Origin of the sequence: Deefgea rivuli DSM 18356 (assembly GCF_000620145.1) — a bacterium.
Taxonomy (GTDB): domain Bacteria; phylum Pseudomonadota; class Gammaproteobacteria; order Burkholderiales; family Chitinibacteraceae; genus Deefgea; species Deefgea rivuli.
On the sequence record NZ_JHVM01000003.1, the window covers coordinates 1 to 15953 of the forward strand.

Annotated in this window: 14 protein-coding genes; 9 read left to right on the forward strand and 5 right to left on the reverse strand. The window is 49.0% G+C overall.

The window, feature by feature from the left end; translation table 11 throughout:
• The 8 genes from Q320_RS17810 to Q320_RS0100045 form a co-directional block, all read left to right on the forward strand.
• On the forward strand, positions 1–1893 hold a 1893-nt coding region (locus Q320_RS17810), incomplete at its 5' end, for a DUF2345 domain-containing protein (RefSeq protein ID WP_156938940.1).
• Positions 1894–1951: 58 nt separating this feature from the next.
• Entirely contained in the window at positions 1952–5041 is a 3090-nt protein-coding gene (locus Q320_RS17815) for a phospholipase (protein WP_169734413.1), read from the forward strand.
• Entirely contained in the window at positions 5038–6324 is a 1287-nt protein-coding gene (locus Q320_RS0100015) for a T6SS immunity protein Tli4 family protein (RefSeq protein ID WP_027467282.1), read from the forward strand. Before Q320_RS17815 ends, Q320_RS0100015 begins: the two co-directional genes overlap by 4 nt.
• Positions 6325–6854: 530 nt before the next feature.
• Positions 6855–7451: an NADPH-dependent FMN reductase gene (gene ssuE, locus Q320_RS0100025; protein WP_027467283.1), complete on the forward strand. Its 597-nt coding sequence runs from the start codon at positions 6855–6857 to the stop codon at positions 7449–7451.
• A gap of 112 nt (positions 7452–7563) precedes the next feature.
• Positions 7564–7779 (forward strand): TOBE domain-containing protein, encoded by a 216-nt coding sequence (locus Q320_RS0100030; RefSeq protein WP_027467284.1) that lies wholly within the window; start codon positions 7564–7566, stop codon positions 7777–7779.
• A 510-nt stretch (positions 7780–8289) separates the two neighbouring features.
• A complete protein-coding gene (locus Q320_RS0100035; protein ID WP_027467285.1) occupies positions 8290–9363 on the forward strand; it encodes a sigma-54 interaction domain-containing protein in 1074 nt (357 codons plus the stop codon).
• 26 nt (positions 9364–9389) lie between these two features.
• Entirely contained in the window at positions 9390–10439 is a 1050-nt protein-coding gene (locus Q320_RS0100040; protein WP_027467286.1) for an NADP(H)-dependent aldo-keto reductase, read from the forward strand.
• A 68-nt stretch (positions 10440–10507) separates the two neighbouring features.
• Positions 10508–11725, forward strand: coding sequence for an MFS transporter (locus Q320_RS0100045; protein WP_027467287.1), 1218 nt, complete (start codon positions 10508–10510; stop codon positions 11723–11725).
• A gap of 69 nt (positions 11726–11794) precedes the next feature.
• Here Q320_RS0100045 and Q320_RS0100050 read toward each other — a convergent pair whose 3' ends face one another.
• Together Q320_RS0100050 and Q320_RS0100055 are read right to left on the reverse strand one after the other, a co-directional pair.
• Complete coding sequence (locus tag Q320_RS0100050) at positions 11795–13375, reverse strand: ABC transporter substrate-binding protein (RefSeq protein WP_027467288.1); 1581 nt, start codon at positions 13373–13375, stop codon at positions 11795–11797.
• A 49-nt stretch (positions 13376–13424) separates the two neighbouring features.
• Positions 13425–13706 carry a hypothetical protein gene (locus Q320_RS0100055; protein WP_027467289.1) on the reverse strand — a complete coding sequence of 94 codons (282 nt, stop codon included), beginning with the start codon at positions 13704–13706 and terminating at the stop codon, positions 13425–13427.
• A 30-nt stretch (positions 13707–13736) separates the two neighbouring features.
• Here Q320_RS0100055 and Q320_RS0100060 point away from each other — a divergent pair, with 30 nt between their 5' ends.
• Positions 13737–14087 carry an aminotransferase-like domain-containing protein gene (locus tag Q320_RS0100060; protein WP_027467290.1) on the forward strand — a complete coding sequence of 117 codons (351 nt, stop codon included), beginning with the start codon at positions 13737–13739 and terminating at the stop codon, positions 14085–14087.
• A 163-nt stretch (positions 14088–14250) separates the two neighbouring features.
• On the opposite strand, the gene Q320_RS0100065 is transcribed toward Q320_RS0100060, so the two are convergent.
• From Q320_RS0100065 to Q320_RS0100075, 3 genes are all read right to left on the reverse strand, one after another.
• A complete protein-coding gene (locus tag Q320_RS0100065; RefSeq protein WP_027467291.1) occupies positions 14251–14727 on the reverse strand; it encodes a hypothetical protein in 477 nt (158 codons plus the stop codon).
• A 260-nt stretch (positions 14728–14987) separates the two neighbouring features.
• The gene (gene uraH, locus Q320_RS0100070) at positions 14988–15398 is read right to left on the reverse strand and encodes a hydroxyisourate hydrolase (RefSeq protein ID WP_027467292.1); all 411 of its coding nucleotides are present in this window, start codon (positions 15396–15398) and stop codon (positions 14988–14990) included.
• A gap of 14 nt (positions 15399–15412) precedes the next feature.
• On the reverse strand, positions 15413–15916 hold the full coding sequence (locus tag Q320_RS0100075; protein ID WP_027467293.1) for a GlcG/HbpS family heme-binding protein: 504 nt from the start codon (positions 15914–15916) through the stop codon (positions 15413–15415).
• Positions 15917–15953: the final 37 nt, after the last annotated feature.

A 15953-nucleotide genomic window follows, 5' to 3' on the forward strand; every position in this document is an offset into this window, starting at 1 on the left:
CAGCGACGTGGCCAGCCCATTACCCCTGCTTTTAATTTAAACGGTACCGATAGCGAACAACTCGCCAAGCCCAAATCACGCGGCGTACAAACGGCGACGGTGGTCGGCACAGGCGGCGATGCCGATGAAGTTCACACCGACGAACTCGGTCGCATTAAAGTGCAGTTCCACTGGCAGCGCCAAAGCGAACATGCCAGCTTCGGCGCAAATCTTGACGATAAATCTTCCTGCTGGATCCGCGTCGCCTATCCAAGCGCAGGCGCAGGCTGGGGTCATCAATTCATTCCGCGCGTTGGCCAAGAAGTGCTGGTCGACTTCATCGAAGGCGATATTGACCGCCCGATTGTTACGGGCGTCGTCTACAACGGCAGCCACCCGACGCCAACGTTTAGCGGCGCAGGCGCGCTGCCAGCGAACAAAGCACTGTCGGGCATCAAAACCAAAGAACATGCCGGCGGCCAATATGGCGAACTGTTGTTCGACGACAGCACTGGACAAACTCGCACTAAACTCAGCAGCGAGCACGCAAAAACTCAGCTCAACCTCGGCTACTTAATTCACCCTCGTGCTAATGGTAAAGGCGATCCACGCGGTGAAGGTTTTGAGCTACGCACCGATCAACAAGGCGCGATCCGTGCTGGTAAAGGTTTGCTACTCACGACGGAGGCGAAAAGCGGTGCAAGCGGCCAGCAACTCGACCGTAGTCCCGTTAATAGCCAACTCGAAGCCGCGTTTGAATTAGCAAACAGCCTCGGCGAAGTCGCCACTAAGCAACTCGCCGACAGCATCGAAACGGGCGACAAAGATCAAACGATCAAGTCGGATAATTCAAACGGTGAAAAGAATAAAACGGGCCATCTGCATCATCACGTTCACGCCGCGAAAAGCTGGAGCGCGGGAAGCAATACCGATTCCGATGGAAAAACTAAATCTGAAGATCAAGCCGGTCAGCAACAACTGCTGCTGATCCACGGCCAAGACGGCCTCGCACTGACGACACCAAATAGCCTTACCCAAACATCGGGCACAAACCTCGACCAAATTGCACAACGCGACAACAATCAAACGACGGGAAGGCGCTGGATTCACAATGTAGGGCAACACATCAGCCTGTTTGTTAGCGGCACCAAAGACAAGATTGCGATGAAGTTAATTGCGGCCAAAGGCAAAATCCAGATGCAGGCTCAGAGCGATGACATAGAAATCACCGGCGATAAAGATCTAAAAGTCACCGCCTGCAAAGAGAGCATTACCGTCGTCGCCAAAGACGAAATTCTCGTCACTGCGGGTGGCGGCTACATTCGCCTCAAAGGCGGCAATATCGAAATACATTGCCCGGGCACGGTGAGCGTGAAAGGGGCGAATCATAATGTGAGTGGGCCAGATCAGATGAACCCACCTTTGCCTACAATGCCCTTTTCTGCAATGCCCTCGCAAAAAATGCGCTTCAAATTTCGACTGGCTGATGCGCCAGGGGAAGAAACGCATGGGCTAGCTGAACAACCTTGGCTTTTTGTTATTAGTAACATGGCTCCGGAAGGTATGGGGTTAGTAGACCAAGAGCAAATATGTCTGCAAGGAACGTCATCGTCTGATGGAGAAATTCTTCTAAGCGATGCAGAGCAAGACATATTGCAAGAAGCATATTGCAAACAACCAGGCCAAATCTGGCTGATGTATCCGGGGCATAGTGTTCAACTGACGGTCGCTGAAGTTTCTGATGATTGGGATTCTGAAACGAGTCTTCAACAGTATATGAATGCAACAGACTTCACTTCTGATGTGAGTAGTGACACGTATCATCAGGATTTTAAGGGCAAACTTGAGTATGCCAAAGAAGCAATGTACTCAAAGAAAATTGCATCACTACTGAATAAATTGAAGGCACTTTGAAACCATGTGCAATAAAAAAACGATACACCAACCCATTGACGGGCAAGGTAATGCAACCATGACCAGCGTGTCTGCTCCAGGTTGGAATTCAGTAGGGAGAAATACCACGACACGCAGCAGTATTCCGAAGCAGAATGAAAGTAAAAGCATTGAATTATCGGAAGCTTTTTCTGAGCCTAAGGTGGGAAATAAGGTCGAGTTTTTTAGTACTGGAGCCCAATATTTCTCCAATGTGCAAGCAGCAATCGAAGGCGCCACTTCTTGTGTGTTCATTGCGGGTTGGCAAGTTAATTTTGATGTTGAATTAACTCCCGGTAAGACCTTGCTAGATGCTCTCTCTAAGGCCCTTAAGAATGGGGCTGATGTGTACGTCATGCCGTGGCAAAATGTGCCAGGGGCTGTTGAAACGGGGGCGATGACGACTGCACTAGCAATAGGTCTACTTAATGGTCTTCTTGGGATCAAAGGTCGTGCTTGGTGTCTTACTGCTCCGGCACAATCCGATCAAGGTGTGGGAAATGTAATGTTTTCGCATCACCAAAAATCGGTCGTTATTGATAATAAAATTGCATATTGTGGTGGGATTGATCTCGCATATGGCCGACGAGATGATGAGCAGTTCACCTTAAAAGCCAATGGGCGAAGCGGCAACGAGCTTTATAACTCATGTATTCCTGCCATTCATACGTCTAGCCGTACTGAATTACAAAATTGCGTTACTCCATTGGAGTTACTGGCCGCGATTGGAACGACGGGAACTACGCGAAGTATTTCTACGTTTCTAACCTCACCATCAGAAGGCATCCTTGCATGGGCGTTGGATAAACGCGAAGAAGTAACTAAACCGATTAGCGAAACAATTGAAGACGTCCAAGACTGGTGGAGTAATACGAGTTTGATGGAGCCATTAATTGATGCAATTCAGGATCAAGCCATTGATTTTGTCCAGACTGAAGTTCGTAATACTCAATCTGACTTAAAAGCAAGATTGGCGCACTTGGCGGCAGTGAATGGCGCGAATGCTTCAAGCGTTTCGTCCGCTTTAGCTGCATGGTTAGCAGGGCAACCGATACATAGCTTACCTCCAAAAATAGCAGATGAATTGAATCAGGTGGTCAAAGCATTGCTGTGGCTCATTAGTGTGCAAATTAATGCGAATGGATGGCGCCCGTCAGAAAATTACGAGCGGCTTTTCAAAAAAGAAACGCGGGCAATGCCTATGTATGGGACTGTTCTTGACCCAAAAATTCAACCGCGTATGCCATGGCAAGATGTTCATAGCCGCATCGAGGGGCCATCTGTTTATGATCTCAGTAGAAATTTTACAGAGCGCTGGAATGCAACGGCGTATCAACTTGAAACTGAATCTGTAACTTATCGCCGTGCACTAAGCGCCCTCACTGGGAACAAATTTGCCGCGGCTAGTTTACCTAAGTTACTAAAGACACTGGGAATTAGAGTCCCAGCAAAATCGACTTTGCCACGTATCAATGCTAAGCACATTTTGAAAGCGCCCGCAGAAGCTGCAGGGGGATGTAGCGTACAGGTCATGCGCAGCGCGAGTAAACAAATGTTAAATTTAGAGGCCGCTGCCAAAGGTATTAAGGGCGCTAAGGCGAGCCTCCCCCAGAACAACTGCCTTCGGGCAATGCTGAAGGTCATCTCAAGCGCACAGCATTTTATTTATATCGAAGGACAGTTTTTTCAAACGGATCATGGTCATGATGGTGCTGTGCAAGCAGGACTTTCCGGGCCGATGGCCAGCTTGCTGCAATTAGAACGCACACCGGAATACCTGAAATTTAAAAACATGCTGGGTATTCGAGGTACATCGCCGTCAGCCATCTTCGCTAGTATCGATTGGACGAAAGCTAATGATGTGATGAGAATGGCGCAAGGGCCGGAATTCATGCTGGATTTGGATACAGTATTGAAAAATTTGGCAACTCGCGAAGGTCTTACGCAACCCACTGCGCCGCAGAAAGAACTCATTAACCCAATTGGGCATGCGCTTGTTGAGCGCATTACGCGTGTAGGGATTCAAGATGGCCTTCCCTTTCATGTGTATATCGTCTTGCCAGTACATCCCGAAGGCACGCTTAATACGCTCAATATTATGAGTCAGGTTCATTTAACTATGCATAGCTTGGTATTTGGTGAGCATAGTTTGTTAAATGGTGTACGCCGTGCCATTTTGATCAAAAAAGTCAGAGCTCGCGATAAGTGTGTATGGGATGTTGCGGAGGCAAAAGTTAAAGCGATGAAATTGGAGCAAATCATTCGGGCTGTTCCCGATGATTGGACGCAATTTATCACGCTTCTAAATTTACGTAACTGGGACGAGTTAAATGGGCAGCCAGTAACTGAGCAGATCTATGTGCACAGCAAGCTACTGATCGCTGATGATCAGGCCGCAGTCCTAGGTAGCGCCAATATCAATGATCGCAGTATGTTGGGCGATCGAGACTCCGAACTTACAGTGCTGATTACCAGCCGTAATAGCGTTAAAGTGCCATTGGCTGGGCCGATGCAATCGGTCGCTAAAGAAGTGCACGAGCTACGCGTTGCTCTGTGGAAAAAACACTTTGGCGCTGGTACACCAGGACGCCAGGCTACTGAGTTGCTGAGTGATGCCATTTTAAAAAGTCCTGGTTTGCCTAGTACTTGGAAGGCCATTCAGAATCAGGCATCAAAAAATGCAACCATCTACAATAATAGTTTTTGGTATATTCCACGCTCAGAGGCTCATCTTGAAATTCAGCGTAAAGAAGTGGCAGATAAAGCCCCAGGTGGTGCTCCGTCATCGATCTGGCCAACCTGGCACTACCAAACCTATCTCGACCATGCCAAAAATGGCCGTCTGCTCTACCGCATGCCTTTTGATCCATTGTTCTGGCGTGCCGCCGAGCACCGTGAAATCGCTAACAGTTGGAATTTGGCGATAGATGCGAAACAGAGCAAAGTACCGACTACGAAGCCGCAAGGTGTGAGGGGATTTATTGTGGCGCTTCCAACTGAATGGACTCGTGGAGAAGACAATCTGTTCAGCAAAACCCATATTGCCACTATCGCAGCCATAGATGCTCCGCTTAATAATGACACAGCGCTTGCTCGTGCTGATAAAGCTACTTCGGAAGGTTTCGTATGATGGTCAAAAAACAGGATGTGCAATCGAATAAAACTTTGCTGGGCCTGTTTGTGGCGAATCTTTGGTTTGGGCTTGTTGCATGTACTCCCAGCGAAGCGCAACCACCACAGCCTGTTGGCCCAACCGTCGAAGAAATTGCTGCTTACCATCCGAGCTATCAAGCCAAGTCTGGTACGCGAAGCGAGTGCTTAGGGCGATTGGTATTTGAAGTTTCTCCTCAAGCTGGTTTTGAATGGGGACTGCCACGCGGCTCGACTAACGAAGAGGTCTTAGGGTTTTCGCGCATTCTGCAAGGCGGGCAGGATATGATCCATCTTGCGGACGTTGCGGTGGTTATTATTAAGGCTGCGACACCAAGAACGATTATTGAATTGCGAGAGTCAGTGGAGACGGATAAAGCGATCGGAATGCATCGCTATGATGTTCGTATTCGCGAAAACCAAAGCGTCGTAACTAGCCTGCAGAAAGACACTGAAAGCCCAGAAATTAAAAACAATCAACAAGAATTAGCTGACTATCAAGATTCGATAAAGCGCTTTAAGCAGGACGTTTTGAATTTACAGCAAGACAAAGCCGATCTGGATAAATATTGGCATCCTACCGATTGGGGTATTGCTGACAGTACCGGTTACCTCGCAGGCTCTACGCTGTATGCATTTCTTTACCGTGGCGGGTATGCGTTTCAATTCATGTCTACGGGTGGTGAAGGTGAAACACCATATGAACAACGGGTAGTTGCATTTAAGAAATTACTCAGCAATTTTGAGTACCGCCCACTTTACCAAGTACCAAATAAACCTGGCTTGTGTTTACCGCATGGGTTTGTTGTTGATGATGGTAAGGGACATTTTAGTGGTGAAGTATCCTACCGTTACACTGACAGCCCCAGCGTGATTTACACCTTAGGGACGGCCATCGTTGGTGAGCGTAATTTTAGTGTGAATGAACCCATGTTAGAAGCAACCGCTCGTTCATCGATTGCTGGAGTTATGGGTGGATTACATGGGCGACAGCTAAAAGTGCTAGGGCCAAAAGAAATTCATATCGGTGCACGCCCAGGCATCTTGGGTGGCATTTCTACCGCGTCTGGTGTGCCGGGCTACAGCGTCTATGCAGCGAGTAGTGGTTGGGAGCATTCGCAAGTATTGCCATTTATCTCACTCAATATGCGGAGCTTCGATCGGGCGACTGATCCTGATGAAATTAAGGTGAATCCACCTGCATTTGCACAAAGTCTACAACGATTTGAACTTACACTAAGTACTTTGCGAACACGCAAGTAAGAAGCGATTATGCAATCTGTAAGTCGGATAGTTAGTAGTAAGTAACTCCATAGATAGAGGTATCGGCTTCCAATTTTGTTATCGTGGATTTGAGGGGGATTAATAAATATTGGCCCCCCGCTTTGGGATAAGATTTCTAAATAAACAGATATACCGCGATGCCTGATTTAGTCTAGTACCCGCGTTTGAGGCGCTGGGCGTGGGGCTGTCGGATGGCCGCGATTTTGGTTTTTCGGGCTGGTTGCGAATTAACTTTGGCTGCCCAAGTGATACGGTGCGCGAAGCGATTTCTAGGCTTGCGCCTTTGCTGCAAGCGACTTAGTTCAATCTAAGTAATCAAGAAAAACGCTTTTGATTATTCGTGGGAGCGGGCTTGCCCGCGAAACAATGTATTCGTGAGCAAGTCCGCTCTCATCAGCTTCAATCCATTCTTTATATATCCATAAAATCTTATAAAATAGTTTAATAGTATTTATAAGAATATCAAAGCTGCCGTATAGTGACTCAAAGCAAAATCATTGGAGAGCAGGATGTCGCAAGTTGTTTTACTCGCTGGTAGCCCCAGCGCTACGTCTAAGTCAACGCAGCTATTAGATGTTGCCGCGCTGCTGTTGAGCAGCTACGGCTTAAAGGTGGTGCGATTTGGTTTGGACGATTTCCCAGCGGAAGATTTACTCTACGCTCGTTGGCATAGCCCCGCGGTCAAAGCATTCAATCAAGCTATTGCCGATAGCGCAGGGCTCATTGTTGCAACGCCGGTTTACAAGGCGGCGTACAGCGGTGCGGTGAAAACGGTGCTCGATTTACTGCCAGAGCGGGCTTTAGAGCAAAAAGTAGCGTTGGCACTCGCTACGGGAGGCAGCCTTGGCCATTTGCTGGCGGTTGATTACGCCTTGCAGCCGGTTTTATCGGCACTGAAAGCGCGGCATATTATCGGCGGCGTTTACGCAAGCGATAGCGATTTTAGCAAACTAGACAACGGCAAACATGCCTTCAATTCTGAGATTGAACAGCGTTTGCAAGCCGCAGTCGCCCGCTTTATCGCGCATTTACCCAATCCGGGTCATGCGCAATTGCAAGGGCAAGATTTATCGCGGCAAGTGCAAGCCGCCCAAATCAGCATTTAAACCCACCCACCGAATCCAACCTCACCAGCGCGGCTTGCCGTAGCTAAACCCTGATCCACTATGCATTTTGCATAGGCATCAATAATTTAATCTACCCACTAGGAGCATCATCATGAGCATCAAATCAATCAATGTACGTAACCAATTTCGCGGCACGATCAAAGAAATCATCGAAGGCCCCGTGCTTTCTGAAGTCGACGTCACAACGCCATCGGGCATCGTCACTTCAGTGATTACAACGCGCTCAGTCAAAGAGCTGGATCTGAAACCAGGCCGCGAAGTGATTGCGTTTGTTAAATCGACTGAAGTTTCGATTGCGACACTTTAATGCTTTGGTGATGTTCAGTTGATGCTGTGCCGCGCTCGTCGAGCTGGGGCTTAAAGTCCCTTGTATCAAGCCGAGCGAGGAACAAACGAGGCGGGGTTTTTGCGATCAATGTTTGAGCGAGGCCGATGTTTTTGGTTTTGAGGCCGAACGAGTTTTGAGCGCAACCGCCTCGATTGTCCGCAGCGAGGGAATCCGACGAAGTCGGACGCAGATGCAGGGCGGCCTTCTTTTGCTTACTTTTCTTGGCCGTTCAAGAAAAGTGAGTCCTCGTCGCGGACTGCGACTGTAAAACACCGTGCCGCAGGCACTTAAAGCCATCAGCACGAAATAGGAACATTGCCCCTACTTTGTAGGTATTTCAATCTAGAGCTTTACCATAAAGAGCTAGATTAAAATACCCATCGCAAGCTGTGTGGCCATTGAGCCGCGCTTTGATTAACCTAAGCACATTCTTAAAGTGCGCCACTTATTTTACGAATTGAAGCAATACAGCTAAACCGGAGCACTCCTATGCCTAGCCCAGATCGAACTTCACCCTTACTGACTTTTCCCGAGCAAGAGCAAAGCCCGCTGAGTATTCGTGCCAAAGCTTTGGTGTTTGCCGATGCTGAATCAGTGCATTTATTGCACGAAGTCGAGCGCGTTGCGCCGTCGGAAGCGCCGGTCTTAATTCATGGCGAAACGGGAACGGGCAAAGAGCTGGTGGCGCGGCATGTGCACTTAATTAGTGGTCGCAAAGGGCCGTTTGTTGCAGTCAATTGCGGCGCGATTAGCGAAACTTTGGCCGAGGCCGAATTATTTGGTCACGAAGCGGGTGCGTATACCGGCTCGGTGGGCAGTAAAACGGGCTGGTTTGAAGCGGCCAATGGTGGCACGCTATTTTTAGATGAAATTGGCGATTTGCCGCTGGCTTTGCAAGTCAAATTACTACGCGTGTTGCAAGAGCGTGAAGTCGTTCGCGTTGGCGCCAGAAAACCCACGCCGATTAATGTGCGGCTGGTGGCCGCCACCAACGTCGATTTGGCGCAAGCGGTGCAAGCTGGGCATTTTCGGCAAGATTTGTATTACCGCCTGAATGTGGTGAGTATTAATATTCCACCGCTGCGGCAACGGCAGGCCGATATTCCACCGCTGGCCGAACACTTCATCGCCATCTATTCACAAAAGCTGGGTTTTAACGCCCCCAGTTTAAGCCCCAATAGTATTGCTGCGCTGCTGGCGTATAGTTGGCCGGGCAATATTCGCGAGCTAGAAAACATTATTCATTACGCGCTCTTGGTATCGAGTGGCCGAGAGATCCGCCCCGAACATTTGAAACTCAATACCGCAGCGCCGCAATTTGCTGCGGCAGCGAGCACCGCAGAGCAGCCGCCGCTGCAAGTGATTAAGCAGCAATTGCAACGACTGTTTGCTGCTGAGCATCCAGAACTGCACGATGAACTAGAAAATTTGCTCGTTACCACCGCATTTGAGCAAACACGCTTTAATCAGGTACGCACGGCGGAATTGCTTGGTTTAACTCGGAATGTCGTACGGACTTTATTAAAACGACATGATTTATTAACTGATCCCGTTTCAATTTAAAACACCATCAACACGGAACTTAAAGCATGGAATATCGTAAATTAGGGCGTAGCGAGCTTGATGTGAGCGTTATCGGTTTGGGTACGATGACGTGGGGCGAGCAAAATACCGAGGTTCAGGCGCACGAGCAAATTTATTTTGCGCTGGAGCAGGGCGTTAATTTTTTGGATGCGGCCGAGATGTACCCCGTTCCACCACGCCCAGAAACGCAAGGTCGCACTGAGCAATATATTGGTACTTGGTTTAAAAAAACCGGTCGCCGCAGCGAAGTGATTTTGGCGACCAAAGCCGCTGGCCCGGTGCGGCAAGCACATCAGCCGAATCATATTCGGGATGGTAAAACCCATTTTGATCGCGCTAGTTTGACGGCGGCGCTGGATGGCAGTTTGGCGCGTTTGCAAACCGATTACATCGACCTATATCAATTGCATTGGCCAGATCGCAGCACCAATACCTTTGGCCGCTTGGCTTATCCGTGGATTGAAGACGATTACACGGTGGAAATTCATGAAACCTTGGCGACTTTGGCTGAATTTATCAAAGCCGGTAAAATTCGCCATATCGGTGTCTCCAATGAAACGCCTTGGGGCGTGGCGCAATTTTTGGCTGCGAGTAAAAACCTCGATTTGCCGCGAATTGCCAGCATTCAAAATCCCTATAGTTTGCTCAATCGTACCTTTGAAATTGGTTTGGCCGAATTTAGCCATCGCGAACAAGTGGGTTTGCTCGCTTACTCGCCATTGGCGTTTGGCGTACTCAGTGGCAAATACCTTGGCGGCGTTCGCCCGATCGGTTCGCGCTTGGCGCTGTACGAGCGTTTTAGCCGCTACACCAATCCGCAAGCCGAAGCTGCAACGGCAGAATACGTAAAAATCGCGCATGAGCACGGCCTAAGCCCAACGCAATTGGCACTGGCCTATGTCAATAGCCGCCCATTCGTGACCAGTAATTTAATCGGTGCGACCAATTTAGCGCAGTTGCGCGAAAATATTGGCAGTATTAAGGTGAGCCTTGGCGATGAGGTGATTGCTAAAATCGATCAAATTCAAGCCAAAATCAGTAATCCAGCGCCGTAATTTTGCCTCACTGAGCTTATCGCTAAGCCAACAGCAGCCACAGGGCTGCTGTCTTTATTTGGAACACTATGAGCCAACAAGAACTCTCATTACGCCACCACCGCCCATTTGTCGCGTTTTGGTTGTCGCGCGTTTTCACGGCTGGCGGCTTTCAGATTTTAGCGGTGGCCACGGCATGGCAAATGTATAGCTTAACGGGCAGCGCGCTGAATCTCGGTTTGGTCGGCCTGCTGGAGTTTGTGCCGAGGATTTTGTTTATTTTGCAAATCGGCCAAGTCGCAGATCGTTACGATAGGCGCATGGTGTCGGCGTGTACCAAAGCCTTGCAGGCCGCAGCGGCGTTGACGCTGTGCGTGTTAACGCTACAGCAAGGTATGACGCCGACCGTGCTATTTATTCTCGCTTTTGTGCTGGGTACGGCGCGCGCATTTGAAATGCCTGCAATGCAAGCGATGCTACCCAATATCGTGCCAGCTAGTTTATTACCCAGCGCGATTGCCGCTTCAGCATCCGCAATGCAAGCCGCGACGATTGTTGCCCCAGCTTTGGGTGGATTTTTATTTGCCGTCGGCCCTGCATTAACGTACGGCTTAAGTGGCGCATTGCTGCTGGTGGCGTGTGCGCTGATGTTTGCGCTGCCTAAACCGCCAAAGACTGAGCAGCAAATCGTCAAAGGGCTGGATAATTTATTGGCGGGTTTTCGCTATATTCGGCAGCAGCGCGATATTTTTGGTGCGATTTCTTTAGATTTATTCGCGGTGCTGCTTGGCGGCGCAACGGCGCTGTTACCGATTTTTGCTAGTGATATTTTGAAAACGGGTCCTTGGGGATTGGGTTTGCTGCGTTCCGCGCCTGCGGTGGGGGCGATTGTTGTTTCGGTGCTATTGGCTTATTTCCCCTTGCAGCGCAATGTCGGCAAGAAAATGTTTATTTCCGTGATTTTGTTTGGCTTGGCGACGATTTTATTTGGCGTATCGCATTCGATTTGGGTGTCTTTATTTGCGCTGGTGCTACTGGGCGCATCGGACATGGTCAGCATGGTGGTGCGTGGCACCTTGGTGCAATTAGAAACTCCCGATGAAATGCGTGGCCGGGTTAGCGCGGTGAATGGTTTATTTATCGGCGCTTCCAATCAATTGGGTGAGTTCGAATCAGGCGTCACCGCGCACTGGTTTGGCCCGCAAGTGGCGGTGGTGATCGGTGGCGTAGGGACTTTGCTGATTGCAGGCTTATGGATGCGCTGGTTCCCAGGGCTGTTGCACCGAGATCAGATGGTGAATAAATAAACAGTATTTAAGAGTTAAAAAATAGCGCCCAATGGCTGGGCGCTATTTTTTTTAAGTCGGGTTTGCTTATTAATTCACCGACACATTCGCCCAATATTGCCGACCAAATGGATTGACCGCATAGCCAGTCACTTTATCGCTGGTAATCACCGATGTTAGTGGATGCGCCAAAGGAATCCAGAGGGCTTGCTCGGCGATGATTTTCTGTGCGGTTTGATAGTATTTACTGCGTAGCTCGACATTCGCCGTGTTTTTACCCGATTTAATCAAACCATCGAGTTGCGGCTGGCAAAAACGTGCGAAATTCAAGCCCGATTCCACCGAGGCGCAAGCAAATTGCGGCGTCAGGAAATTATCCGGATCGCCATTATCCCCAGTCCAGCCCATAAACAGCAGATCGTGTTCACCGGCTTTGGCGCGTTTAATCAGCTCGGCCCATTCTATGGTTTTCACTTCTGCGCGCACGCCGATTTTGGCTAAATCTGCTTGCAGTAATTCCGCGCCAATCCGTGGGTTTGGATTTAAAGCGCTGCCTGTTGGCCGCACCCAAATCGTTGTATCAAAGCCATTGGGAAAACCAGCTTTGGCAAGTAATGCTTTGGCCTTCGCAATATTCTGTGGCTCGGCTTTAGTCGCTAAATAGCTCCACGTTGTGGGCGGGAAAGGGCCGTTTGCGGCGGTGGCGGTGCCTTCAAAAACCGCATTCAGATACGCTTTTTGATCAAAAGCGAGATTAAGCGCTTGGCGTACTTCAGGTTTATCAAATGGTTTGTGTTGACTATTAATCGCAACAAAGGCGGTGGCAAACATCGGTGTACTGAGCACTTTAAGCTGCTTATTACTGCGTGCAGCGACGATTTCTTGTGGCTTTGGCCCCAGCGCAATTTGGCATTCGCCGGCTTTCACTTTTTGCACCCGAACGACCGGATCGGGCGTGATTGCATAAATTAGTTTTTCAGATTTGGGCTTGCCAGCAAAGTAATTGGGGTGCGCGTCAAAGCGAATGACCGCGTCTTTTTGGAAGCTTTTCAGTGCAAATGGCCCAGTGCCAATCGGTTTGGTATTGAAATCGCCTTGTTGATTCGCCGCGAGTAATTTATCGGCGTATTGCTTGGAGTAAATCGATGCAAAGCCCATGCTGAGCAGTGGCAGGAAGGTCGCATCGGCGCGCTTGAGCGTAAATTGCACCGTGTTTTCATCCAGCTTTTTAATATCAGCGATCAATTTATTGAGCTGAAACGATTGCGCGTGCGGATAGCCATTGGGCGCCGTACCGTACCAAGGGTGATTGGGATCGAGCATGCGCTGAAAGCTAAACAGTACATCGTCGGCATTGAGCGAGCGGCTTGGCTGGAAATAATCAGTGCGCTGGAAGGCGACGTTTTTGCGTAATTTAAAGGTGTACTGCAAATTGTCCGCGCTCACTTGCCAAGACTCGGCCAAGCTGGGTACCAGTTTGCCATTCGCGGCATCAAATTCAATCAGCCGGTTAAAAATCGTATCGGCTGCCGCATTGGTATTAGTTAGTGAATTGTATTGCACCACATCAAAACCATCGGGGCTGGCTTCGGTGCAAACAGTCAATGGTTTGGCTTGCAGTATACTACTGCCGAGTATAGCGCCAAGAGCGACAATCAATTTAGTGTTCATCGGTATACCCCGTAGGTGGTGAATGGCTTCAGTTATATCATGCCATGATTTAAAGGGGAGGAGCTAGGCGCGCGGTTTCAATTCGAATCGCGCCGTGTTGTTTTGCATAGATTGCGGCTGCCTCATTAATATCGTCGGTCAAATCAGGACTAGCCAGCCATAAATGCGTCGTATGCGCCAATAAGCCCAGCGCATTGAGCTGCGGCAAGAGACGCAGCCGTGTGATGCCAATCAACAGCTCGCCTTGCTCGGTGAGTAAGAGCGCATTTTGGTGGTTCCAAAAATGCTGGGATTCGAGCGCTGCTTGCTGTGGGCATATGTGTTCAATCATCTGCTGATCCATATTGAGCAGTTAAAGCTCATGACGACCTTGTCGGCTAGCGTACCTGCGCAAGTAGCGATTGCCGATTATTTACAAACTGGTGCTTACGATAAGCATTTACGCAAATTGCGGCACACGCTTGAATCGCAATTGAGCTTGATGAATGAAGCGATTTTGCGCTATTTTCCAGCCGAGGTCAGAGTTTCTCGGCCACAAAGTGGTTATTTTGTTTGGGTGGAGTTTCCCGAAGGCTTTGACACTTTGCGCTTACATCGCGAAGCGGTTGAATTGGGAATCAGCATCGCACCCGGATCTATTTTTTCCGCTAGTCGGCAATACCATCATTGCATTCGCCTCAATTATGGGAGCAATTGGGACTGCCAATTATGATAAAGCATTGCAACAATTGGGCGCTTTAATTCAACTGCAACTGAGTGGCTGCTAAGCCGAGCCGCTCAGGCACGGTACTACAAATGATGAAAGCCGCAACCTGATGGTTTGTGGCCTTTCATATTTCAAGCTTCGGCAGCGGCACATCGGACTTACCAGCCCCTCATCTGCGCAGCCATAGCTGAAGTGCGGTGCAGGCAAGTCCCAGTGCGATGCATGCCCACATCAGTTGATAAGCCAGCGCCGCGCCGTCGATAAATTCTTGCCCATTGAACAATGACGTGAGCGTGGGGTTTTGGCGAGAGAATAAAATCTGATAATGCAGGCCGACCTGCATCACTTCCCATATTTCTTTAGCCACACTGGCGCTGCTGTGTACTGTATTACCTGTGTCTGGGTGAGTAAATTCATAGTGCAGTGTGTAGGTGGTGGGGCCTTTGTCACCGAAGCCGCCACTCTTATGCGTGCCACTGGAGGTAAAGGTGGTTTTGTTGGTGAGTTTAGCCACAGCGATGCTACTGTCGCCGATCAACGTGCGGGCATTTGAATCCTGCTGTCGTGCCACGAAAAGAAGCAGCGCTGCGAGAACAAAAAAGATGATCGCAAAAGGCCAGCTGATATCTGTCAGTAAGGATTTCATGATTTCGTCCTTTAGAGAGCGGGCAAATCATCGGTGTCGTTAGCGTTGATCCCCAGACTCATACCCCGCAGAGGACAATTCAACTTGCCGATGTTGAAATATATACAAATACAAGTAAAAAAAGAAAGGCCGCTAACCATCAGGTTGCGGCCTTAATCATTTCAGAGGCATGCTGTTCGGCCTAAGCGAACATGCGGGAAACCTGAGGCTGTCTATTAGGCTCAGGATAATCCAGAAATCGAGAAGCACTAAAAATGAGTTTAATTACCGCGATAGGTTGAAAAACCATACGGGCTTAGTAGTAGTGGAATGTGATAGTGCGGTACAGCAGCATCTACAGTAAAAATGACGGGGATTTCTGGAAAAAAGCTAGACGAATTTTGCTTAGCAAACCATTCCCCTGTTTGAAAAGTAACGCGATAGACGCCTTTTTCTAATTTTTTATCGTTTGGATACAGCGCCGTAATTCGACCTTGCTCATTCGTAGTGCCGCTATTGAGAGTCGACCAGTTTTTACCGTCTTGCTTTTCAAGTTTGACAGTGACTCCCGCTGAAGGCAGACCATCCTGTAAATTAAGCACATGCACACTGAGCGGATTTGCAGCGGCTAGAGCCAGTGCAGAAAGGCTACTAAAAATCATGCCTGCTAGAATTGATTTCATTTTAATCATGATGGTTTCCTGGTTTAGTTTGTGGTGGGTAAAACGTGTTGAATCGCTTGGAGTGCACAGCTTTCATCTTGAACCGCGCCGCCCGCACCGCCGACGCCAATCGCGCCAATGATGTCCTTGCCGCTAAAAATCGGTACTCCACCACCGATTAATAAAAGGCTATCTAGCGTTGCCAGATTGTTCGAATCTGGCGTATTGCGTGCCCGTTCTGCCAACAGGCGAGTTGGTGTCTTGGTCGATAAAGCGGTAAAGGCTTTACGTTGTGCGGCTTCAGTATTGTGTGGACCGACCTGATCATCTCTTTGCACTGCAATCAAATTGCCACCACGATCAACCACTGCCACCACCGCAGAGCGATTGTCAGCGTGACACGCATTTAAGGTGGCGTTGATCAATTGATTAGCTAAAGCCAGTGACATATTTGGCTGTTGCAAAATCGGGTTGTTTGTTGCTGTGTAACCATTCGCGGCGCAAACCATAAGCCCCACCATCGGCCAGAAAGTGCGTTTGATTTTCATCGATTAATCCTGCTGCGTTGTCAGATGTCGCCATCTT